We start from the raw sequence: 23368 nt of genomic DNA, 5'->3' as shown, positions 1-23368 counted from the left end.
CTGAACGTCAGGAACCTACCCGCATGTCTGCAGACCGCTCGGCGTCGTCAGCACCCGCTGGCCAAGCGCCCCAAACGAATGACCCCAAGGACAAAGTGGCAGAAGCCGAGCGCGCCTCAGGCTTGCGCACGATCCGCAAGGTTGCCCCCTATCTTTGGCCTGCGGACAAACCGTGGGTAAAGAAACGGGTCGTGCTGGCCATGCTGGCGCTGTTTTTATCGAAACTCGTGTCGGTCTACACGCCTATCCTTTACCGCGACGCCGTGAACGTTCTGAGTGGTGAGGGCGTATCGGACCTCGCCCTCGGCGCCATTGGCCTGACCGTGGCCTACGGGGTTGCGCGGCTGATGAATGTGGGCTTCCAGCAACTGCGCGATGCCATCTTTGCGCGCGTGGCACAGCGGGCGCTGCGGATGCTGGCGCTCGAAACCTTCCAGCATATCCACAAGCTGTCGATGCGCTATCACATCACGCGCAAGACCGGTGGGCTTAGCCGGATCATCGAGCGCGGGGTCAAGGGCGTCGAATTCCTGCTGCGCTTCCTTCTGTTCTCCATCGGTCCGCTGGTGCTGGAGCTTCTGATGATCGGGGTTGTTCTGACGATCCTGTTCGACATCTGGTACCTGGTCGTCGTAGCCGTCACCATCGGGCTCTATGTTTGGTTCACATTCGCCGTCACCGAATGGCGGGTAAAGCTGCGGCGTGTCATGAACGATCAGGACACCGACGCCAACCAAAAGGCCATCGACAGCCTGCTGAACTACGAAACGGTCAAGTATTTCGGGGCCGAGGCGCGCGAAGCGGGCCGCTATGATAAGGCGATGGAAGGGTACGAGGCAGCGGCCCTGAAAACCAGCTACTCGCTCGCCTTCCTGAACTTCGGGCAGTCGCTGATCATCACGGCGGGCCTTGTTGGCGTCATGGTCATGGCAGCCATTGGTGTGCAAAACGGCATGCTCACCGTGGGCGACTTTGTCATGGTCAACGCCTACATGATCCAGATCACCATGCCGCTCAATTTCCTCGGCACGGTCTACCGCGAGATCCGGCAGGCGCTTGTGGACATGGGCGAGATGTTTGATCTGCTCGAACAACCGGCTGAGGTGGTCGATGCGCAAAACGCCAAGGCCTTGAACGTGACTGGTGGCCGCATCGAACTGGACAACGTGCACTTCGGCTATGACCCGGCGCGGCCCATTCTCAAGGGCGTGTCGGTGGTGGCCGAACCCGGTCAACAGGTTGCCATTGTCGGTTCCACCGGGTCCGGCAAATCGACTATCGGGCGGCTTCTGTTCCGCTTCTACGACGTTGGTTCGGGCGCGCTGCGCATCGACGGGCAAGATGTGCGCGAGGTGACACAGGATAGCCTGCACGCGGCCATCGGCGTCGTGCCGCAGGACACAGTGCTGTTCAATGACACGATCCGCTACAACATTGCCTATGGCCGGGACGCGGCGACATTTGCCGACATCGAACGGGCGGCCAAGGCTGCACAGATCCACGACTTCATCATGGGGCTTCCAGACGGCTACGATACTGCCGTGGGCGAACGGGGGCTAAAGCTGTCAGGCGGGGAAAAACAGCGCGTGGGCATCGCCCGCACGCTTCTGAAGAACCCGCCCATCCTGCTCTTGGACGAGGCGACAAGTGCGCTTGATACCGAGACCGAGCAGGAGATCAAGGAAGCGCTCAACGCTGCAGGCCAGGGGCGCACGGTGCTGACCATCGCGCACCGGCTTAGCACGATTGCGGAAGCGGACCGGATTGTCGTTCTCGAACAGGGCGAAATTGTTGAGACGGGGACCCATGACGAACTGCTGGCAAATGACGGGCGGTACGCGCAACTGTGGCAGCGTCAGCAAGCGGATGAGGCGTGACGCCGTGCGCCGCTCTTTGCCCTGCGGTCAAAGTCGCCCCGCCCACCGTCCCGTAGTCGCTGAGTGAAAGCGGCCATGACTGAAGCCGCGCGTAGAAGGCGCGTCGCATCCAAGGACTGAGCACGGCGCAGATCCATTGCTGGATCAAAGCACATATGGTCTGGTGCGATAACGCCCCCGGAAAACAGGTGCTGTGCTGGTTCGCGACAGCCAGTCATTGGGTCGTGCCTGGAAATGAAAAGCGCCGGTGAAGTCACCGGCGCTTTTTCTTGTGAGTGTGTTTTTGGCGTGCCTACTCTGCCGCCTTTAGAGGCGCCGTTGTGAGGGGCGGCTTGGACAATGCTGCCTCTGCATGTGCAGGTTCATCGCCGAAATCCCATACCAACTCCTCGCTCGCCACGGTGCGACAATCCCGGGCCAATGCCCAGTCCCGCGCCGCGCGGCTGGCACGGCCCATCGACAGTTTGGCAAACAAGGCGCTGAGCCAGCGGGCATATGTAACAATCCACACACGCAGCGCCAGAAGCGACGGTGTGACAACGAGCGTTAGTACTGTCGCAATCCCAAGACCAAACACGACAGCTGTGGCCAGTTGCTTCCACCACAGTGCCGTCGGGCTGTCGATTGTGTACCCGCCGTTGCCAAAGTCCAGCGACAGGCCGAACATCATCGGGGCCAGACCCGCCATCGTCGTGATCGTGGTCAGCAGCACTGGGCGGATACGAGCCTGGGCTGTACGGATGATCGCCTCGATCCGGGGCATGTATTTTTCATACTCCTGGTAGGTGTCGATCAGCACGATGTTGTTGTTCACCACGATCCCCGCCAGGGCGACGATGCCTGTGCCCGTCATAATGATCGAGAATGCCTGACCCATCACCAGCATCCCGATCAGCACGCCCGCGGTGGACAGAACGACAGCGCCCAACACCAGTAGGGAGTTGTAGATCGAGTTGAACTGCGCCAGCAGGATGATGAACATCAGGAAGAGGGCCCCGGCAAAGGCTTGCATCAGGAAGGCGCTCGATTCCGCCTGATCATCCTGATCACCCGTCCATTCAGTGTCGATCCCGATGGGGAATGGCCCCGTCTCGACCCATTTGGTGATTTCCGCGATCCGTTCGTTGGCGTTGACCGGGATCATGCGCAGGTTGCCCTGATTGAGCTCTGCCTGCAGGTCTAGTCCGCGCCCTTCGTCCGCGAGGTTAAAGATCGCATACCCCTGTCCGGCGGCAGTGACCGTCGCATCAGAGGATGGGCGCAGGGTCGCTACGGTCTGCTGAACAACCTCGCCATCTATTTCCACCGTGCGGACCAGCTTCTGCAGACCGTTCAGCACGTCCGCTTTCACATCGAAGTACCGCTTCTGATCGACGCGGCTGATCTGGGCCAGTTCGGCCACCGGCGTGCGGGTGATGAAGTTGGCCAGCGGGACCAAACCGTCCGCCGTACGCACCTTGAGCGTGTCGAGCGTTGACAGCACGCGGTCGTTTTCGGGCAGGCGCACGCGGATCTCGATCTCTTCGTCAGACGTATCGACGCGCATCGTGTCCAGCAGCAGACCACGGGTCACAAGCTGCACCATGGCGCCAACGGTGGCGACATCTGCGCCAAAGCGGCCCGCTTTTTCGACATCCACGTCGATCTGCCAATCGATGCCGGGCAGGGGGCGGGTGTCCTCGATCCGGATCAGGCCGGGCGTGCTGTCGAACTGGGCACGGGCCAGACCCGCCGACTGCAAAAGGTCCTCCCAGTTGTCTCCCTTGATCCGCAGGTGCACAGGCTTGGCCGACGCCGGTCCTTGGGCCAGGGCCAAAACCTCGGTTCGGATGCCTGGGATTTGCGACAGCTCGGCCGTTAGCTCGTCCATGATGTTGTTGCCGTCAAAGTCTGATGCCTTGACTTGACGCATCACCACCTGGTCGGTGAACGGGATGTTGAACCACGGCTCGGATGTGTCGGGCCGGTCCTCCCAGGCAATGGTCTCAAGCTGGATCTGGCCGATTGTGTCCCGCGGGCTTTGCGCGCCCCCGGTGTTGGCGTTCAGCCCGCCCTCACCGGCAAAGGCAAAGGCGCTTTTGATGCCGGGATGGGCCAGCACGATTTCTTCGGCTTGCTGCAGTAGCGCGTCCTTTTCACCCAGCGACATGTTTCCGCGCGCTAGCACGTAGACGATCGCCTGCTCCGGCTCGGTCTCGACAAAGAATTCGACGCCGCGGTTGTTGTTGATGAAGTAAATGAGCGTCGTGCCGACAAATACAAAGACACAGCCGATCATCACAAGCGGCATCACCGGGTTGCCGACGATGCCCTGGATGACATAACCGAATTTCGACCGCTGATAGCCCGACCGTACCTTACGATTGGGCGCGCCAAAGAGCTTACGTGCACCCCAGGTCACACCATAGCCAAGGCGCAAGAAAACAGCCGTCACGGACAGCATCGCCATGACTGCTGCGGCAAAGGCCAGAGCCGCCAGCACCAGCATCCCAAGGCCAAACATGAACACATCGACAAAGGTCGGCAGGACAGAGCGCCAGACCTCTTGCTGGTCCATAACGGCAAAGGCACCACTGACCCGCTCAAGCAAGGTCGGTACAACCAACAACCCGGCCATCATCACACCGGCCAGCGCAAACAGACCCAAATGCGCCAGAATGGGCATGGTTGCGATACGCTGGTTGGTTGTGCTCAGGACGTGAATAAAGCGGCCCAGTACACCACCCATCACGGGCAGGTACACCAGCGCCACGATGAGAGATGCCGACAGAACAAAGATCAGGGTGACGGGCAGCATTCCCATGAACTCGCCGGGCACACCAGGCCAGAACAGCATCGGTAAAAAAGCGCAAAGCGTCGTCGCAGTGGACGACACAACCGGCCAGAACATTCGCTTGGCGGCATCCACATATGATTGCATCGGACCGACACCAGCCTGTTGCCGCTTGTCAGCGTATTCGACCACGACAATGGCCCCATCGACGAGCATGCCCACGGCGAGGATCAGACCGAACATCACGATGTTCGAGACCGAAATGCCCATGATCGCCAGCAGAACAAAACACAACAGGAACGACGTCGGAATGGCAAAGCCCACGAGCGCTGCCGCCCGAGGCCCAAGGAAGGCAAGCGACACGATCATCACCAGTGCGATGGCGGTCAGAACGGACCCTTCCAACTGACGCACCATTGACGCGACTTCCCGGCTCTGGTCGTTAGACGTGCCCACATTGACCACCGCTTTCAAACCGTCCGGCCAGAGGCCCGACCGTTCGGCGACTAGCTCTTTCACCTCTGTCGCGGTGTCGATCAGGTTGAAGCCCTTGCGTTTGACGACCTGCAAAGCGACCGTATCGGCCCCATTGAAGCGGGCCGTTGATACGCGGTCCTCAAAGGTCAGGTTGATCTGCGCGAGGTCACCCAGTGTCACCACGCGGTCACCGTTGGTTTTGACCGGTAGATTATAAATGTCGCGCACATCGTCAAAGGATGACGGGATCTTGACCGCAAAGGCCCCTTGGGCCGTCTCGACCTCACCTGCTGCAATCAACTGGTTGTTGTTCTGAACGACAGTGATTAACTCGCTTGCGGTGACGTTGTAGGCCTCAAGGCGCAGGGGGTCGATGACCACCTCGACCATCTCATCGCGGTTGCCAACAAGGCTGGCTTCCAGCACCGCGTCCAGGCTTTCGATATCGTCCTGCAAGTCCCTGGCGACGCGGGCAATCGTCCGCTCGGGCACGGGACCCGAAAGGTTGACGATCACGATGGGGAATTCGGAAAAGTTGAACTCGTCGACCGTGTATTGCTCATATCCGTCGGGGAAGTCGGCTTCGGCCTTGTCCATGGCATCACGGACATCGGCCATGACTTGGGTTTTGTCCCAGCCGAATTCGAATTCCAGAACGACGTTTGCATAGCCTTCCGCCGCAGTGGAGGACATGCGGTCCAACCCGTCCAGATCGGCCAGTTCCGTTTCCATGGGCTTGATCAGCAGCGTCTCTGCGTCAGCTGCGGAAATGCCGGGGAAGGGCAGTGAGATGACAAGTGTGGGGATTTCGATGTCGGGCTCACCCTCCTTGGGCAGCACCACATAGGCCAAAGCCCCTGCCGCAATCGACAGAAAGACAAAGGCCACAACCATCCGGGCCCGTGACGCGGCCCAGTCGACGATACCTGTCATTGTGTCTGCTCCTGAAAGGTGGGCGCGACGGTGACACCCGCAGTAACGAACTCTTGCCCGACAACGATCACGTTTATTTCATCGGGAAGGCCCGCCAGCCAGATGCCCTGTGCTGTGTCCCGCACGACGGTTGCGGGGTTGAAGGCCACCACACCGTCGTCATCCACCGTGCGCAAACCCAGCGTCCCGTCTTCATTCAGTGTCAGCGCTGAGGACGGCAGCAGATGCGCCTTGGCGCCAGCTGCGGAAATCCCGATTTCGGCGGTTTGGCCATCGCGGATCTTCAGGTCGGCATTGGGCACTTCGATTTCCACACGAAAGGTGCGGGTCATTTCGTCGGCGGCGCGGCTCAGGAATGTAACTTTGCCAGTCACCTCGTGATTGCCAGCTGCCAACCGTGCACCTGCAAGCGCGCCGACTTCGATGCGAGCCACTTCAGTTTCGGGGGCAAAGGCCACCAGCTTGATCGGGTCCAGCTGGATCACGGTCGCACACAGCGAGCCGGGTTGGAGCAACGTGCCCAATTCGGCGGTGTCACTCTCCAACAGGCCGGAAAACGGCGCGCGAATCTGCAGGCGGTCCAGTTCCTTTTCTGCGGTGGCGATGGATGCCGTCGCACTTTCGATGGTGGCATCTGCGCTTTGCAAACCTGATTTGGCGGCTGTCACACTGGCTCTGGCTCCTTCCAGAGCGGCTTGGGCTGCTGCGACGGCCGCATCAGCGTTTTTCACACGGGTTTCGGCGGCAAAGCCGTCTTCGCTCAGGCGGCGGGCGGCGTTTTGGTTGACGAGGGCCTCGTCAATGCGCGCTTGCGCCTCGATCACCCGGCTTTCAGCTTCGGGCACCCGACTTTCGGCTTCGGTCTTGCGGGCAATGGCCTCTGCCAGTCGTGCACGCGCTTCAGCGAGGGTCGAGGCGCGCGTGCCGGGGGCCAACTCGCACATCAATTGTCCGGCTTCGACAAAACTGCCCTTGCGCAAGGGGGGCGAAATCACGGTGGACGATGTCTCGGCCCGAACCTCGACCTCCCGTGCGGCTGCGGTCTGGCCACGCAGGATCACTGCATTGTCAATTTCCCGTGCCACGGATGCGCGGGCCACCACTTTAACCAAGGCCTGCGTGTCGGCTGTATCTGGCGTTTCGACGACCGTGTCCTGCGGTGCGTCCGCTTCGGCCGCCTCTGCGCCGGCAGGTTCACCCGAGATAAACGCAAGCGTCCGCTCCCGCTCGATAATCCAAAAGTACAATCCTGCGCCTACAGCAATGGCCAAGATCAACGACACAATCCGCATTTGGTATTCTTTCCTGGTAGACCGCGCTTCGCCAAGTGACGAAACGTCATGCGCCATATAAGAGCTTACGTCTAAACTAACCAGTTCAGATTAAAAAAAGTGAGACGCAACTGCAAGATTGCCCAATTGCCGCAGTTTTGAGCAAATGCGCCTGCTCTTGGCTTGGGCGCAGTGGCGCGGTAAGAGGGCCGCGAAAACAATGATGCGGTGTACAAATCGGCCGCAACAACTGGGAGCGCGGGCGTGAGCGATACCGACAGTTTTATCGATGAAGTCACCGAAGAGGTCCGCCGCGACCGCCTGTTCGGCTACGTCAAACGCTATGGCTGGATCGCGGGGCTCGTGATCCTCCTGATCGTCGGGGCCGCGGGCTTCAACGAATACCGCCGCGCGCAGGAACAGGCGCGGGCGCAGGCGCTGGGTGACGCGATGCTGGCTGCATTGGCAGCAAATGAAGACGACGCACGGGCTGAGGCGTTGTCTGGCATCACCGCCGAAACGCCGGAAGGCGCGGCCGTCCTCGCCTTCATGACCGCCGGTGCTCAAGCGCAGGCTGGGCAGGCACAGACAGCAATAGAAACGCTCGCGCCCATCGCGCAATCCGCCGAACTCCCCCTGATCTACCGCCAGATCGCTACATTCAGATCGCTCATGTTGCAGTCCGAAACGGGTGACACGCAGACCCGCCGTCAGGGTTTTGAGGCGCTGGCCGTGCCGGGGGTGCGCCTGCGCCTGCACGCCGAAGAACAACTGGCGTTGATCGACATTGAGACCGGCGACACGCAGGCGGCGATCACCCGCTTTCAGGGCATTCTCGACGATGCGGAAGCGACCCCGGGCTTGCAACGCCGCGCCCTACAGGCAATGGTGGCGCTGGGCGGCGCGCCAGAGGCCACAGAGACCGCTGGAGACTAAGATGAGTCGGACGATGGGGGATCTGGGCATGGGACTTCACACGCAGCGCCGTGCCGTTCTGGTAACCGTAGCTCTGGTTGTTCTGGCTGGTTGCGCCGAACGTGAAACTATCCTGCCGGGCAAACGCGAGCCCGTATCAGCCATCCTGTCGGCCGAAACGCCTGAAGCGGCAGCGCTCACAAACGCTGCGCGGGACATCAGCCTACCGCCACAGGTCGCAAATGCCGATGCGGCGCAAAGCTTTGGCACACCGGCCTTTCGCACAGACCATCCCCAACTGAACAGCACGCTTACACCAATATGGTCGGTGGACATCGGTGCAGGCGATAGCCGCAAGCATCGTATCGTGGCTGACCCGGTTGTATCGGGCGGGCGCGTCTTCACCCTTGACGCCGAAACGACGGTTTCCGCCGTCTCGACGTCCGGACAACTGCTCTGGCAACGCGACATCCTGCCCGCACGTGCCGAAGGGGGAGAAGGCACCGGCGGTGGGCTCGCCGTCGATGACAACGTGCTTTACGTGTCGAGCGGCCTGGGCACGCTGACCGCGCTCGACGCCAGCAGCGGCGGTATTTTGTGGACGCAAGAGCTTGAGGCAATCGGCGTTGGCCGACCGACCGTGTTCGAAAACCTCGTCTATGTGATGGCGGGCGACGATACCGGCTGGGCGATTGAAAAAGACGATGGCCGCATCGCCTGGCGGGTCACCAGTTCAGAAGCACGGACCAATGTGCTGGGCGGACCTGCACCCATCGTGACGGATGGGCTCGCTGTCTTCTCCTTCGGCTCGGGCGAATTGCAGGCGGTGTTCCGGCAGGGCGGTCTACGCCGCTGGGATGCGTCTGTTCTGGGCGAACGGCGGGGACGTGCGCTGGCCAAGGTAGACGATGTTACCGGTCGCCCCATCGCAAAAGACGGAGTGATCTATGCAGGCAACCAGTCCGGACGCACCGTAGCTGTGAATGCAAGCTCCGGCACGCCGATATGGACCGCGGGCGAGGGCGCCATTGATAAGGTTCTACCGGTCGGCGACAGCGTATTCCTGATCTCGGACCGCAACGAACTTGTGCGGCTCAGCGCCGAGGATGGCAGCCGCATCTGGGGTACTCAACTGCCAAACTTCGTGCGCGACCGGCCCCTGCGCCAGTCCGAGGTCTTTGCCCACCATGGCCCCGTCCTCGCCGGTGGGCGCTTGTTGGTTGCATCTTCGGACGAGGTGTTGCGCAGCTTTGATCCGACAAACGGCAGTTTGACTGGTGTGACCGACATTCCGGGCGGTGCCTCAACAGCGCCTGTGGTGGCGGGACAAACGCTATACGTGGTGTCGCGCAAGGGGCAGTTGCTGGCCTACCGCTAGGCCAGGTTCAGCTTCGCTGGCCTTTTGGTCCTGCATTGCATGCATGCAGGGCAGACTTTCAAACCAAAGTGCGATAGCGACCTCTGGGCTGAAGGCTACACAATTCTGCAGCAGTGTCGGCAAAGTCCGCCTTCGACGAGCCGACTAAACCAGCATATGCTACTTCGTCCGTAAGTGCATGATTATTCATGCGCTACAGTTTCGTAAACTCGTGCCGCTCGTAGCTTGAGCTGCCTGTCACTATGGCTGCGTGGTGTTCCATTCCGACAATTGCTGGCACACTGCACACGCCACATTTCTACGTTGTGGTCCTGTCCGTCCCGACAGGACAAGCTAACGTTGGGCCAATGCGTTGAGCGGGCGTGGTATAACGCACACATTGCCAGCGCGCGGGGTGCAGCAATTGCGCGCTAAATGTCATCGAAACAAATGATCACCCCAATGCAAGGACAGTGACATATGTCTCCTTACGATGCGGTGGTGTTTGTCGTCAGGCATGCGTATGTTTTGCAGTTGTGGGTCGAAGCTTTGGTTGATCATCGCTTCTGTGGCGTGCGCTGACCAGATACACAGTCAAAGCGTGTGTCCGGACCGTTACACCCGGACATTCCAAAAAGGTTTTGCGTGCGGGGCTCTCATTTCCCGGTGCGTTCAGCGATGCGCCGGCGCGCTCAGCACGGGTGCGTCTACCATATGCTTGGCCAATGCGATGCACCCTGCTGCTTGATGCTCTGCCAGAGCGCGGCCCTTGTCTGCAGTTGCGAGATGCGCCTCACCCACCACGCCGTTATCTGACAGATCGGAGGCGATCCAGCCGTAGGAAATTGGCCCGATTGGTGGGATGGTTGCCGTCTCGGCACTGGAGCGGAAATCGCGTGCCGCGCCCATGTCTACCGTTTCGGGGCGGAAGGTCAGCATGAGCGATGTCTCGCGATCCCCGCCATGAATGCCGAACATGTCTTCTTGTGCGCTGAACAACCCGTCGGGCGCACCGAACGAGCCCCATTGCGTTTTGACCGCCAGCATCCCGGCCTGCACCCGTAACTCGCGGCTCAGAATCGAAATCAGGTCGAGGTTGCCGCCATGGGAATTCACGATCATGAGCTTTTTCAGACCCGCGCGGGCCACCGACAGGCCAATCTCGGTCCAGGCGCGCAAAGCGGTTTCGGCGGTCAATGTGCAGGTGCCCGCCGCCCAGAGATGTTCGTTTGACTTGCCAATGGCCTGCACCGGCAGGATCAACAGATCAAGGTCATCGGGACACACCGCGCGGACTGCGTCCAACATCCCTTCAGCAATCAGCGTGTCCGTGCCGACCGGCAAGTGTGGGCCGTGCTGTTCGATTGCGGCGGTGGGTAGCAGCACGATGGTCCGGTCCGGGTCTAGGTCGTCGAACTCCGGCATGCGCAGGTTTGCCCAATCGCGTGCGCTCATACGTTTTCCTTTGGCGCGTAGGTCGCCTCAAGGCGCGAGGCCAGATAGTCGGCCGCGCGGATCGGCGGATACTTGGCCTCTCCTGTGCCAGGCAGGGCTTCGACCAGTGCGCCCGGGTTGGCTTCGCAGAAAAACGCAACCGACCGGCGCTGACGCTTTGGCGGCAGCACGCGATGCGGGGTCGAGACATAAATGTCGTTGGTCCAGCGCATCAGGCAGTCGCCGACATTGACGATGAACGCATTGGGTATGTGCGGCACGTCGACCCAATCGCCGTTCCTGGGTTTGACTTGCAGCCCTGGTTCTCCGTCTGTCATCAAAAGTGTGAACGCACCATAGTCGGTATGAGCACCGGCGCCGATTTCATTCGCTGCGCCTGTCGCCGGCGGATAATGCAGAAGCCTCAGGGCGGATAGCGGTTGGTCGAAGAGTGGATCGAAGTAGTTGACCCCTGCACCGAGACCACATGCCACGATGCGCAGGAGCGAGACACCCTGCGCCTGACAGGCGTCATAGTAGGCTCGCATGGTCTCTGCAAACCCCGGGATATCAGGCCAGCGGTTCACTCCCCGGAACGGCTCTTGCGCCAATACGCGTACATCGTTCTCGGGCAGGTCGAACCCGATGTTGAAGCTTTCTTTTGTGTCTACCTCGGGTCGTTTTTCATCTAGCGACTCATCACCGGGTTTTGCCCACCCGCGGAAGTGTGGCGTGTCCAGAATTGAGAGCTTGGCCTTTTCCGCTTCGGGCAGAGCAAAGAACTGATCCGCCATGGAGAAAACCTTAGCTCGCAGATCTGGTGAGACCTGTGGGTTTTTCAGAAGAAAAAAGCCGGTATCGCGTAGCGCAGTGTTGAACGCTGTTTCGAAAGCGTTGGGTATTTGCGGTTCGGAGCGATGTTCGTTGTGCTTGGTCCAATCCAATACAGGGATCATGCTGTCAGCCTTTCCATCCGTTCGGCCACTTTCCTTAGATAGCTGGCGCGCGACGTGTCTGTCGAACTGTCCATCAGGTAGTGTGCGGCAAAGACGGTGCGACAGCGTTTCGCGCAGATGGCGCGCAGACCGCGGGTCAGCATCTTGCGCCCCGGCGCCCCGATCAGTGTGGTCAGCCACCAAGATGCCCCGCAGGTGGTAAACACGCCGAGCTTTTTGATGTGGGTCAGTCCGGGTCGGATGTTGTCGCCCTCGCCCTTGGGCATGATGAAGGCGACGCCGGGCAAAAGCACGCGGTCCAGCCACCCTTTCAACATGGCAGGCAGGCCGTACCACCATGTGGGATAGATAAAGATCAGCGCATCGGCCCATTGCACATCCGTTACATCCTGCGCCACCGGCTCGGCATTACAGCTTTCGTCCAGATAGCAATCAAGTTCGCGCGCTGTCAGCACGGGCATGAAGTTCGACCGGTAAAGATCACGGACCCGGTATTCGACGCCTCTTTGGTCAAGATGGGTTGTCACCGTCTCCAGCACGGCGGCATTGAAACTGTCCTCCTTGGGGTGGCAAAAAATGATGAGCGCACGCATCAGAATGTCCTTAACTGTTCTCCAACATGTTCGAGGAAGCGGCGGCGTTTTGCGTCCGTTGCCCGGTTCATGTCGTAAAGGGCAAGGTATTTGGTCGTCCTCGGCCTGCACACATGCCAGACCGCTCGGGTCACGCATTTGCGCGGCGGATCCCCGCACAGCATGGCCCTCAGCCGCGTGCCGCCATAGGTGGTGACAGCCGCCAGCCGCCGGATGCGCGTCAGGTTCGGGACGACCTTGCCATCGTCCAACCGGAAAGACACGCCCGGCAAAAACACCCGGTCAAGAAAGCCCTTGAGCATCGCCGGATAGCCAAAATTCCACACCGGAAAGACCATGATCAGCGCGTCCGCCGCGCGCAAGCGGTCCACGTAGTCTTTCACCGGTTCCACATTCTCCGGCACATCGTGATACCCGCGCCGGTCGGATTCGGACATGATCGGATCGAACCCCTCGGCATAGAGATCGCAATCATCCACGTCCCACCCGCGCCCCATCAGCGTCTCGACCACTTGGGTGTGCAGCGCCGCGTTGAAGCTGTCGGGCACCGGGTGGGCCGCCAGCACCAGCGCGCGCTGGGGTTCTGATGGGATAGTGGGTGCTGGCGTCATTCGGCCGCCTGTATCTTCGGATAGGAATACATCTCGGAAAAATCAAAATCCGGATCGTCCCACGCAATCATCTTGCCCGGGTTGAGCAGCCCCTTTGGGTCCGCCTCCCGCTTGAATTTCAACTGCCGATCATCGACCGTCTGCCGCCCGCCTTCCTCCAGCGTGTAACGGTGCGGGTTGAAGACCATCGCACCCGCATCCTCGTGGATCTGGATGATCTCGTCCAGCCGCTCCTCGGTCGTGAACTTCACCAGTGACAGACCCGCAAACATGACCTTGCCGCCCTCTTTCAGCACCTCAAGGTGGTGCAGCACCTCAGGCGACAGCGCCTCACGCATCTTTTCGATCAGCTCCAGCTGGTTCGGATAGCCAAAGCGCACCTGCAGATAGGTGATCGACGGATCGGCCTTCAGTGCGCGCAGCGTGGTGTGGTTCCACCCGTATTCAAAAACAGTGCCCGGCGACCGCTCCCAATCGTGGTCATCGCTGCGGTAGATCAGGTTCAACTCCGGGCTGCGGCCCAAAAGCGTCTGAAACCCGTCCATCGAATGCGGCGCGACCATCAGCCCGATCAGGTGATCGTCGGCCTCCACATGCGGGGCCACACGCTGGAAATAGTCCTTGGCCACGGGAGCCTCGAACACGGTGGCGAGCTTGATCAGGATCCCGTCCTCATTCGCCACATCCTGCGCAAAGCGGGTGGCGGCCATGAAATCCTTGGAACTCACAAACATCTCGACCCAGTCATAGGCGGGCGCGAGGGGCATCTCGATCTCGGTGATGATGCCATTGGTGCCGTAGGCGTGGCTGACGCGGGCCAGTTCCTCGCCCGTGAACTCCAATATGCGCGGTTCTTCCTCCATCGTGACAACACGCAGGCGGATGATATTGCCCAGATCGCGCAAGCTGCCCCAGGTACAGGACCCCACGCCGCCCGAACCACCCGCGATAAAGCCGCCGATTGTGGCCGTGGCCCACGTACTTGAGAACATGCGGATCTCCTGCCCCGACTGCTCCTTGCAGACGGCATCCAGATCCTTCAGCAGACAGCCCGGTTCGACAATCACGCGGCCCGGATGCACCTCCTTCACCTTGTCCATCCAGCGCAGGTGCATCACGCAACCACCCTCAAGCGGCATCGCCTGGCCATAATTCCCGGTCCCTGCGCCGCGCGTCGTGACCGGCACATCGTGCTGATAGCAGACCTTCAGCACCTCGATCACTTCCGCCTCGTTCCGGGGCCGCACGACAAAGTCGGCCACCACGTGATCCAACCGATCCTTCAACACGGGTGAATACCAAAAGAAGTCGCGGGAAGAGGCGCGGATACTGGCCTCTTTCTCTTCGATGTCGAGATGGGCGAGGTCGGCCTTGGCAGCGTCGAGGTTCATTGTGTCTCCCACAAATGATCGAGGGTGGCGTAGTCGGGCAGGGTGCGGTCGATGGCGGCGCCATTCCGCATGACGATACGGTCGGATTGCGGGCGGGCATAGAGTTCGGTCCACTCCCGCGCCTTGAAGATGATCAGGTCAGCTGGGTCGTCAACGGCCAACTCTTGCATAGCATAGCCGCAAGTGGCCGCCGGTTGCGTAGTGAACGACGTCACCCAATCCGTTTCGGAATGATCCAGATGCGCGATACGTGTCGCTTGGCGCATCACTTCGAGCATATCCAGATCGCCATAGGCATAAAATGGATCGCGCGTGTTGTCCGAGGCGAAGCTGACAGGGATACCGCGTTCTTTCATTTCATGCACCAGCGTCACACCGCGCCCACGCGGCGTGCGGGCGGCGCCTGCGGGCGTGCGGTCCTGCAAATACAGATTGCACATGGGCAAGCTCACAACGTGCAGCCCTGCCTTTGCGACCAGATCCAGCGTATCCATCGCTCGGGCCTTGTCCTGCGTGGACAGCGAACAACAGTGGCCGACGACTATGCGGCCCTCAAACCCGATCTCGAGCGCGACCTCTGCAATCAGGCGCAGGGTTTCCGAGGACGCATCCATCGTCTCGTCCACGTGGAAATCCGCGTCTAACCCGCGCGCGGCGGCAAGGCGAAAGAACCCTTCAAGCCGGTCGCGGAGGTCCGGCACGGGGTAGGTCACCATCCCCAACACGCCGCCATATTCGGCCACCAGATCGGCGGTCACCTTGAAATCACCGTTCTCGGAAAACCCATCACAGCCGATCAAGCAAACCCCTTGCAGGTCGATCCGCCCCGCCCATTCCTCGCGCAATTCGGCAAAGACAGGCCAAGTGATCTGCGGCTGCGGCGGGATGCTGTCCAGATGTGTCCGCACGGCCCGCGTGCCATGGGCGTAGGCACAGGCCATTCCAAATTCCATGCGCGCCCGCAAATCATTCGCTGACCAATTGCGATGGTCTTCGCGCACGGTCGTCAACGCGCCCATGAACGACCCGTCAGGATTGGACGCGCGCGGCCAGATATGCCCCTTGTCGAGATGGGTGTGCATGTCGGTGAAACAGGGCAGGACCATCGCCCGACCCATATCCACGCGCTGGCCGGGCGTGTCGGAGATCTGGCCATCTGCAATATGCAGATCGGTTGTGATCAGATCGCCCTCCTGCCCCAAAAGGCAGGCGGGAACGGTAACATCGGCAAGGGTTATGTGTCCGCTGGGCAGTGCGCGAAAGTCCATCAAGTCTCCCGTTTGATGGCGCTTTCGTGCCACTTGCGCAGCAACATATGCGACAGAAGCGACAGGGCCGCAAAGATAAACACGCCCATCGCCGCCACGATGGCGAGGGCCGCAAACATACGCGCGATGTTGAGCCGATACCCCGCCTCCTGAATGCGGAAGGCCAAGCCAGTCCCAACACCTCCGGTTCCCGCGACCAACTCGGCCACGACAGCCCCGATCAGTGACAGCCCTCCCGCGATCTTCAGACCACCCAGGAAATAGGGCAGCGCCGACGGCAATTGCAGCATCCACAACCGCTGCCAGCGGGTCGCGCCGTATATGCGGAACAGGTCGCGCAGGTTATGATCGACCGAGTTCAGGCCCAGCGTTGTCGAACTCAGCACAGGAAAAAACGCAACGATCCAGGCACACATCAGCATGCCCACCGTCTTGCTTTCCACATAGATGAAAATCAGTGGCGCAATGGCCACCACTGGCGTGACCTGCAGGATCACGGCGTAAGGGTACAGCGACAGCTCCACCATCTTGTTCTGGTTGAACAGGATCGCCAGTCCAGCACCGCCCACAACGGCAATCGCAAGCGCCATCAACGTGATGCGCCCGGTCAAAAGCGCGCTGTCCCACAGGATCGCCCAATCACCGGTCAGGCTGCCCCAGACGCGGGCGGGGCTGGGCAAGATAAAGTGCGGGATCTCGTTCCAGACGACAATCCGGTCCCAGATCCAGATCATCAGTGCCATGACCAGTAGCGGCAGCAGCCAGCGCGCTGTCTTTTCGATCCGGCGGCTGCGCGCGCGGCGCGCTTCCTCGGCATCGACCGTCGGCGCAGCGGGCTGGTCCAGGTCTGTGACGCTCATGCCGCCGCCTCCATCGCCTGCTCCAGCGCTTGGCTCGCCGCCCGGCAATGCGCGGCGTATTCCGGAGAGGTGCGGAACATCTCGCCACGCGGATAGGGCTCGTCCACGTGCAACTCTTCGATCACCCGTCCGGGGCGGGCTGCCATGACCACGATGCGATCCGACAGGAACACGCTCTCAAAGACCGAGTGCGTGACAAAGATCACAGTGCACCCGATCCGCGCCTGCATGTCCAAGAGATCGTTGTTCAGCTTGAACCGCGTGATCTCGTCCAACGCGGCAAAGGGTTCGTCCATCAGGATCAGCTTGGGCTGCGTGACCATCGCGCGGGCAATGGACACCCGCATCTTCATGCCGCCTGACAGCTCTCGGGGATAGGCGTTCTGGAACTTGTCCAGCCCAACCAGCTTCAAAGCCTCAAGGATCTCATCCTTAACGCTAGCGTATGTCTTCCCTTCCAGCCGAAACGGAAGATACACATTCTGCGCCACCGTCGCCCAGGGCATCAGCGTGGGTTCCTGAAAAACCACACCCAGATCCCCCTGCGCACGTGGCTTGGACCATTCGATGCGGCCCGAGGTCGGCTCAGACAAGCCCGCAATCAAGCGCAGCGCCGTAGACTTACCGCATCCCGACGGGCCAAGGAGGGAAATGAAATCTCCCTCGCGCACGGTCAGCGACATGGCGCGCAACGCCTGCACGTTGCCGGGAAACACCTTGTCCACGGCGTTCACACGCATCAACTCATAGCGCTCGGCAAAAGGAGCGATTTGCGCCATGTGGCCCTCTTTGTCGTAGAAAATGCCGAACGTACGCACCACACCCCGTTCGGCATTCTGTTGCAAGGATGATAGAACGGCGATCAGGGTTTGATGTCCATCCCAACCTTCTTGTTGGTGAAGTCGAGGGTGTAGGCGGCCTTCCAGTCCAGATCGTCACCGATCACATCGGCATCCACCATCTTCTGGTAGAAATCGCCAATCACCTCATCCGACATCGCGCCAATGCCCAACTCAAGCGTCTTGCCGCTGTCCACGATGCCCTCGTCGCGCATCATGTTCTTGGCAAAGTCGATCTTGTCCTGGGTCATGTCCGCATTGGCCTCGATGATCATCGCATCGGCGGCAGCACTGTCGCCATAAAGGTAGTTGTACCAGCCGGTCAGCGAGGCATCGACAAAGCATTCGACCTGTTCAGGGTTCTCGTCGATGGTGGATTGCATGACCTCGATTGTCGTTGCGTAGGACGAATAGCCATTGTCGGCGATCAGGAACACGTTCGGCTCGAAACCGGCCTCTTTCTGCACCAGATACGGCTCGGACGACAGGTAGCCTTGCATGGCCGTGTCTGTGTTGGCGATGAACGGCGCGGGGTTGAAGGTGTAGGGCTCGCGCTGTTCGGCGGTGAAGCCATGCGCGGCGATCATCCACTGGTAGTAGCTGGTATAGCCATTGTCACCGATCAGCAGGGTCTTGTCCTTCAGGTCCTCCCAGCTTTCCACATCCGGGTGGGCCACGATGACCTGCGGGTGCTTCTGAAAGATGGCAGCGACGGCGACGACCGGAATCTCCTCGGCCACAGCGTTGAAGGCCTGCAGCATGTCACCACCCATGTGGTATTGGATGCGGTCAGCCAGCAGGAGGGCGCGGTTGTTTACCTGCGGGCCGCCCGACACGATGGTGACTTCCAGACCACATGCGGCATAGGTGCCGTCGGCCACAGATTGGTAAAAGCCGCCATGTTCCGCCTGAGCTAGCCAGTTTGTTCCAAAAGTGACGGGTGTCAATTCCTCGGCCATCCCGGCCAGTGGTACTGCGGCCAGGGCCGCGGTCAGCGCAAATTTGTACATCTAAATCATCTCCCCTGTGTTTTTGCATCACATGTCGGCAGAGGATGGCGCTTACCGTTGGGAAAGAAAGGCGCATGCGCTGATGATCACGCCTGTCGGCGCTGAAATGGCAGATTGACGCCTAAAAAATGGGCAAAGCGTTGTGGAAAAGACCCCATAGGGTTGAATAGAGCCTTACTTGGACTGCTTTGACGGCGCTAGTAGTCTTCGCCCGCATACCTGTTTGGCTCTCCCTTGGCGTCCGTGTCGTCGATAAACGCGGCCCAATCGTCGCCGGGACGCCAGATGCTTTCCATGTTTGCGAACGCCTCTTCCCGTGACAGGCAAGCGCCCGACTTGGCATAGCGGTAGAAAAAGGCGCTGACCCGCGCGTTGTAGATGCAGTGGATGTGCACGCGCGCGTTTGGATGCGCTTCGATCGCATTTTTGAATGCTGTGAAGTCGTCATCGGTAGGGGCTTCGAACGCCACGGGGATGTGGATGTATCGCATCCCCAGACCCGCGACCGTCCCGGCCTCATCCTGTAAGGCCCCTTTGTTGTCGTGCGGGCCAAGGTTGACGATATGCGTTACGCCCAGTTCGCGAATATCGGCCAGTTGCGCCTCGGACGGCTGACCGGAGGTTGTTAGGCGATCATTTATGCGGCGCCAGTTCAGGATGTGGGTCAGCTCTGTCATTTGATGCTCCATCGTCAGGCCGGGGATGGCGCGCAAGGGATATGGGATTTGGTAAAACGCTCGGTCGATGCCGGGTGGCTGATCAGTTTGGCAGCAGGACGGATCGGGCGCGGAACAAAGTGACCGCCGCAATTCGGACACGTGTTCTGCAGCTGCGTTTCAGCGCAATCGGCACAGAAAGTGCATTCGAAGCTGCAGATGCGGGCATCCTCTGCCTCAGGTGGCAAATCCGTGTCGCAGCACTCGCAATTGGGTTTTAGAATCAGCATGTCAGACGCTCCCTCGGCGTTTGCACATAGACTAACACCTAGCCGCGTGGCAGAAATGACAAGATGACCTCAAAAGCTGCCAAATCCTCCTGCCGGTCAAAAGCACCGCGATTGGTCGTGTTCGTTGTCTATGACGACATCGTATTGTTGGATCTTGTCGGACCATTGCAGGTCTTTTCGCACGCACCTGACCCGGTTACGAACGCCCCCGGATATGAGTGTATCGTTGCCTCGGTACGCGGGGGCGCGACCGGGACGAACACGGTTCTGTCGATCCCTACGGTGACGCTTGACGCGCTGGGCGGTCGAGACATTCACACGTTGATTGTCGTTGGCGGGGACGGCGCAGTGCCCGGCATGCGGGACGCCGCCCTTCTCGGGCGCGTTCGCCAGCTTGCACGCGGGGCCCAACGTGTAGCTTCGGTCTGCTCGGGCGCTCTCATTCTGGCGGCGACCGGGCTGTTGAACGGCCGCCGAGCGGTGACCCATTGGGAGGACTGCGCCATGCTAGCCGCAGAGTTTCCCGAGGTGATGGTCGAGATGGACCCGATCTTCATCAAGGACGGCGCGGTATGGACCTCTGCTGGGATCACGGCGGGGATCGACATGGCGCTTGCCATTGTGGCCGAAGACTTGGGGCGGGCCGCAGCCTTCACCGTTGCGCGGTCAATGGTGGCGCAGATGGTCCGCTCAGGCGGGCAATCGCAGTTCAGTCCCGCACTTGGTCGTCAATTGCAGGATGAGGCGGGGCAGTTCGAAGCTTTGCACAGTTGGATCGCGGACAACTTGCATGAAAACCTGTCCGTCGATGTCTTGGCCGAACGCGCGGGGATGAGCCCGCGCAACTTCGCGCGCGTCTACGCCAAGACGATGGGCATGACACCCGCCAAGGCCGTTGCTGCCATGCGCACAGAACAGGCGCGCGGATTGCTCGAAACAACGCAGCAAACAGTCAAGCAAGTGGCAGCCTCCTGCGGGTTTCGGGACGAAGACAGGATGCGCCGGGCCTTTGTCGACCAGATGGGTGTGTCACCATCCGAGTATCGGGCGCACTTCAACGTGCCCTGATGTCCGAGCATGCAATTGCCGACAGGAACTATATGTTGCGGATCATGCCGGTGATCTGCGTGCGGCCAAAGCGCTTCATTGACGTTACGTACGCCCCGCAAGGCGCTGGAATATGACACAATTCCGGACTTCACAGATGGAATCGACGTTGATACGCTGATCCCAATAAAAAAAGACAAGGCAGGCATACAGGCAATGAAAACGGGCTTTCGTGGCACGTTTGTCATCTCCTGGACGCAAACAGAAGTGGACGGCCTAGACGCCGCGCCGATTGGGTCTTTGGCTGTTGGGGCAGCCTGGGCCTGGCGCGGTGATCCCGTACAGGTGGACGGTCCACAAGATGTATTGCGCCTGGACAGGGCAAACGGGGAAGAAGACATCCGCAGGCGCGCAGCGCGCATGGTGCATCGACTGGTCGGTGCGGCGCTGCATGATCTACCGCTCACAACTGATGTGGCGGAGCCGGACATGTTAATGTTCGACAGCAGCTTCGTCGTCACGGATGGGGCCAAGAGCTATACGGTGACGGTGATCGACGTCGGAGGCGATGCACCCCCGCTCTTGATGTTTGTCGATGACATTCCCCCGCGCAAAACGGACCTTTGGGTCGTGCATCACACAATCGAACAGGGGGCCACTGCGGCCACTCCCGAACAATCCAGCGGGGTTATCTGCTTTACACCCGGTACCTTGATTGACACGCCGGACGGTCCACGTTTGATCGAGGCGTTGCGCGAAGGGGATCGGGTGCAGACCATGGATAATGGCGCGCAAGAAATCCTTTGGGTCGGCAGCCGCCGTATGACGGGGGCGCGGCTTTTCGCATTGCCCCAGCTGCGTCCCGTTCGCATCGCGACCGGTGCGTTGGGCATCGAACAGCCCGGTCAGGAATTGCTGGTCTCGCCAGAACACAGGATGTTGGTGAAGGGTGATGTGGCCCGGGATCTGTTCAACACGCCGGAAGTACTTGTGGCTGCAAAAGACTTGGTCAACGGGACGACCATCACTGTTGATCTCAAGGCCCGGTCCGCGACTTACGTGCATCTGCTGTTGCCACAGCACGAGGTGCTGCGTGCCAACGGGGTTGAGACCGAAAGCTTTCATCCGGCCAACACGGCCTTTTCGATGTTAAGCGCGGCTGACCGGGCACGACTGGTGTCTGCGATGCCGAACCTTGAACAGGATCCCCACACCTACGGCGACTATGCCAGGCGAAATTTGAGCCCAAGTGAAGCGGCGATCCTGAACCACGCGGCGTGATCCAAAGGCCGCCTTGCGGCGACACCATGGTTCAGGGGGCGCTGCCCCCGTCCTGCGGACTCCCCCGAAGTATTTTCGGCCAGAAGAAAGAGGGCGTCAGGTGAAGCCCGGGGTGCCCTTATCCTCGGGCGTGCGGGCGAGGTGTTTGGCTTTGATCGCTTCGGATGTGTCGCGTGAGCCGTCGTGGCTCCAGCCTGGTGGCGCTACGGCATAGAGCAGGCGGTCTTTCAGGCTCAGGCCCCGTCTGGTGACGTCTTTCCAGATACCCACCCATTCGTGGAACGCGACCCGGATCGGGTTGAATGTGCCGATGTTCTGGACCAACCCGTAGTCCGGTTTTTCGCTATCGAGTTCAGGCACGAAGGTGCCGAATATCCTGTCCCAGATGATGAAGACGCCAGCATAGTTGGCATCGAGATAGCGCGGGTTGCGGCCGTGGTGAACGCGGTGGTGGCTGGGGGTGTTCATGATCGCCTCGACCCAGCGGGGCAGTTTACCGATGGCTTCGGTGTGGATCCAGAATTGGTAGATCAAGTTCAGCCCGCCGACGAACAGGACCATGGCCGGGTGAAAGCCCAGCAGGATCAGTGGCGCGCGGACCACCATCATGAAGGTGAATGTGCCGGTCCATGTCTGCCGCAGCGCGGTCGTAAGGTTGTAGTGCTGGGACGAGTGGTGATTGACGTGGCTGGCCCAGACCCAGCGGATGCGATGCCCGAAGCGGTGGACCCAGTAGTAGCGGAAGTCATCGAGTACGAAGCAGAGCAGAACCACCCAGACGTTGGTGCCCAGATCGAGCGGCGTGATCGTCTAGAGCGACATGAAAAAGCCCCATGCGATAAAGCCCAGGAGGATGCCCGATGCGACGTTGCCCGCGCCCATGATCAGGGAGGTGACGGCATCTCGTGTTTCATATCGACCGCCGCGGCCCTTGATCACGATCCAGGCCAGTTCGATGGCGATGGCGGCGATGAAGAAGGGGACGGCGAAATTCACGACGTCGGGGTAGGTGAGGTCTGCCATCATGTGTGTGCCATCCAGTCTTGCCACGCGCTGTGTTCCAATGGCGTGAGGGTGAGCCGGACTTTGGGCGCGGCATAATCGTCGAGATGCAGGGTGGAGGTGTCGCCGGCGCGCGTCAGGGTTTCCGTGCCGGTGAGGCGGCGTGCGCAGCTGTCGGCGCCCATTTGCCAGAGAACACCCGTGCCCTGATCTGTCGTGATCCGGGCGGCCTTGCCGTCGGTGGTGACCGTGATCGCTTTGACCGCGTCGTTGGGGTGCGCGCGGTGCCATGCGTCTTGGGCCGTTTGGGAAGTGAAGGGGGTGGCGCGGGACAGGCCCAACAGGTGCAGCGCGAGCGCGATGCCCGCGATGCCGCCAACCACCAAAATCAACAGGATGTGCAAGGGCACGGCCTGATCCTCCCGCGCGCAATTCATCGGACGCGGGGTCGGATCGTCAAGCGTGGCGTCGCGTCAGCTTGAGGGATGCGGCGCGGGTAACGGTTACCCGTGGGTAATCATACATAT

General features: G+C 60.5%; 19 protein-coding genes and 1 pseudogene. 5 read left to right on the top strand and 15 right to left on the bottom strand.

Features of this window, described 5'->3' with window-relative positions; genetic code table 11:
* The first annotated feature begins 23 nt into the window (after window positions 1-23).
* Window positions 24-1877 (top strand): ABC transporter ATP-binding protein/permease, encoded by a 1854-nt coding sequence (locus RA29_RS05650; RefSeq protein WP_039683618.1) that lies wholly within the window; start codon window positions 24-26, stop codon window positions 1875-1877.
* Between the two features lie 292 nt (window positions 1878-2169).
* On the opposite strand, the gene RA29_RS05645 is transcribed toward RA29_RS05650, so the two are convergent.
* Together RA29_RS05645 and RA29_RS05640 are read right to left on the bottom strand one after the other, a co-directional pair.
* Window positions 2170-6060, bottom strand: a complete 3891-nt coding sequence (locus RA29_RS05645) for an efflux RND transporter permease subunit (protein ID WP_039683616.1) — start codon at window positions 6058-6060, stop codon at window positions 2170-2172.
* Window positions 6057-7352: an efflux RND transporter periplasmic adaptor subunit gene (locus RA29_RS05640; protein WP_039683614.1), complete on the bottom strand. Its 1296-nt coding sequence runs from the start codon at window positions 7350-7352 to the stop codon at window positions 6057-6059. The genes RA29_RS05645 and RA29_RS05640 overlap by 4 nt, the downstream gene beginning before the upstream one ends.
* Window positions 7353-7595: 243 nt before the next feature.
* Here RA29_RS05640 and RA29_RS05635 point away from each other — a divergent pair, with 243 nt between their 5' ends.
* Together RA29_RS05635 and RA29_RS05630 are read left to right on the top strand one after the other, a co-directional pair.
* Window positions 7596-8267: a hypothetical protein gene (locus RA29_RS05635; protein ID WP_039684056.1), complete on the top strand. Its 672-nt coding sequence runs from the start codon at window positions 7596-7598 to the stop codon at window positions 8265-8267.
* A gap of 1 nt (window position 8268) precedes the next feature.
* Window positions 8269-9624 (top strand): PQQ-like beta-propeller repeat protein, encoded by a 1356-nt coding sequence (locus RA29_RS05630; RefSeq protein WP_241462552.1) that lies wholly within the window; start codon window positions 8269-8271, stop codon window positions 9622-9624.
* A gap of 651 nt (window positions 9625-10275) precedes the next feature.
* On the opposite strand, the gene RA29_RS05625 is transcribed toward RA29_RS05630, so the two are convergent.
* The 11 genes from RA29_RS05625 to RA29_RS22345 form a co-directional block, all read right to left on the bottom strand.
* Entirely contained in the window at window positions 10276-11058 is a 783-nt protein-coding gene (locus RA29_RS05625) for a creatininase family protein (protein ID WP_039683612.1), read from the bottom strand.
* Window positions 11055-11993 (bottom strand): 2OG-Fe(II) oxygenase family protein, encoded by a 939-nt coding sequence (locus RA29_RS05620; protein WP_039683610.1) that lies wholly within the window; start codon window positions 11991-11993, stop codon window positions 11055-11057. Before RA29_RS05620 ends, RA29_RS05625 begins: the two co-directional genes overlap by 4 nt.
* On the bottom strand, window positions 11990-12586 hold the full coding sequence (locus tag RA29_RS05615) for an NAD(P)H-dependent oxidoreductase (RefSeq protein ID WP_039683608.1): 597 nt from the start codon (window positions 12584-12586) through the stop codon (window positions 11990-11992). The genes RA29_RS05620 and RA29_RS05615 overlap by 4 nt, the downstream gene beginning before the upstream one ends.
* Window positions 12586-13197 carry an NAD(P)H-dependent oxidoreductase gene (locus tag RA29_RS05610; protein WP_052249478.1) on the bottom strand — a complete coding sequence of 204 codons (612 nt, stop codon included), beginning with the start codon at window positions 13195-13197 and terminating at the stop codon, window positions 12586-12588. Before RA29_RS05610 ends, RA29_RS05615 begins: the two co-directional genes overlap by 1 nt.
* Entirely contained in the window at window positions 13194-14588 is a 1395-nt protein-coding gene (locus tag RA29_RS05605; RefSeq protein ID WP_039683606.1) for an FAD-binding oxidoreductase, read from the bottom strand. Before RA29_RS05605 ends, RA29_RS05610 begins: the two co-directional genes overlap by 4 nt.
* Window positions 14585-15856, bottom strand: coding sequence for a cytosine deaminase (locus tag RA29_RS05600; RefSeq protein WP_039683604.1), 1272 nt, complete (start codon window positions 15854-15856; stop codon window positions 14585-14587). Before RA29_RS05600 ends, RA29_RS05605 begins: the two co-directional genes overlap by 4 nt.
* A complete protein-coding gene (locus RA29_RS05595) occupies window positions 15856-16716 on the bottom strand; it encodes an ABC transporter permease (RefSeq protein ID WP_039684050.1) in 861 nt (286 codons plus the stop codon). Before RA29_RS05595 ends, RA29_RS05600 begins: the two co-directional genes overlap by 1 nt.
* Complete coding sequence (locus RA29_RS05590; RefSeq protein WP_039684048.1) at window positions 16713-17495, bottom strand: ABC transporter ATP-binding protein; 783 nt, start codon at window positions 17493-17495, stop codon at window positions 16713-16715. The genes RA29_RS05595 and RA29_RS05590 overlap by 4 nt, the downstream gene beginning before the upstream one ends.
* 83 nt (window positions 17496-17578) lie before the next feature.
* The gene (locus tag RA29_RS05585; protein ID WP_039683602.1) at window positions 17579-18565 is read right to left on the bottom strand and encodes an ABC transporter substrate-binding protein; all 987 of its coding nucleotides are present in this window, start codon (window positions 18563-18565) and stop codon (window positions 17579-17581) included.
* Window positions 18566-18762: 197 nt separating this feature from the next.
* The gene (locus tag RA29_RS05580; protein ID WP_039684046.1) at window positions 18763-19242 is read right to left on the bottom strand and encodes a protein tyrosine phosphatase family protein; all 480 of its coding nucleotides are present in this window, start codon (window positions 19240-19242) and stop codon (window positions 18763-18765) included.
* A 14-nt stretch (window positions 19243-19256) separates the two neighbouring features.
* Entirely contained in the window at window positions 19257-19511 is a 255-nt protein-coding gene (locus RA29_RS22345; protein WP_082029441.1) for a DUF1272 domain-containing protein, read from the bottom strand.
* A gap of 63 nt (window positions 19512-19574) precedes the next feature.
* Here RA29_RS22345 and RA29_RS05570 point away from each other — a divergent pair, with 63 nt between their 5' ends.
* On the top strand, window positions 19575-20579 hold the full coding sequence (locus RA29_RS05570; RefSeq protein WP_039683598.1) for a helix-turn-helix domain-containing protein: 1005 nt from the start codon (window positions 19575-19577) through the stop codon (window positions 20577-20579).
* Between the two features lie 195 nt (window positions 20580-20774).
* Complete coding sequence (locus RA29_RS05565) at window positions 20775-21839, top strand: Hint domain-containing protein (RefSeq protein ID WP_039684044.1); 1065 nt, start codon at window positions 20775-20777, stop codon at window positions 21837-21839.
* A 96-nt stretch (window positions 21840-21935) separates the two neighbouring features.
* Here the strand turns inward: RA29_RS05565 and RA29_RS05560 are convergent.
* Both RA29_RS05560 and RA29_RS05555 read right to left on the bottom strand, forming a co-directional pair.
* A pseudogene (locus RA29_RS05560) lies at window positions 21936-22865 on the bottom strand (sterol desaturase family protein).
* Window positions 22862-23251: a hypothetical protein gene (locus RA29_RS05555; RefSeq protein ID WP_039684042.1), complete on the bottom strand. Its 390-nt coding sequence runs from the start codon at window positions 23249-23251 to the stop codon at window positions 22862-22864. The pseudogene RA29_RS05560 and the gene RA29_RS05555 overlap by 4 nt, the downstream one beginning before the upstream one ends.
* Between the last annotated feature and the right edge of the window lie 117 nt (window positions 23252-23368).

Source organism: Tateyamaria sp. ANG-S1, assembly GCF_000814025.1.
Lineage (GTDB): Bacteria > Pseudomonadota > Alphaproteobacteria > Rhodobacterales > Rhodobacteraceae > Tateyamaria.
The sequence above is the reverse complement of the archived record's forward strand: the minus strand, read 5'-3'. Positions and strand labels throughout refer to the sequence as shown.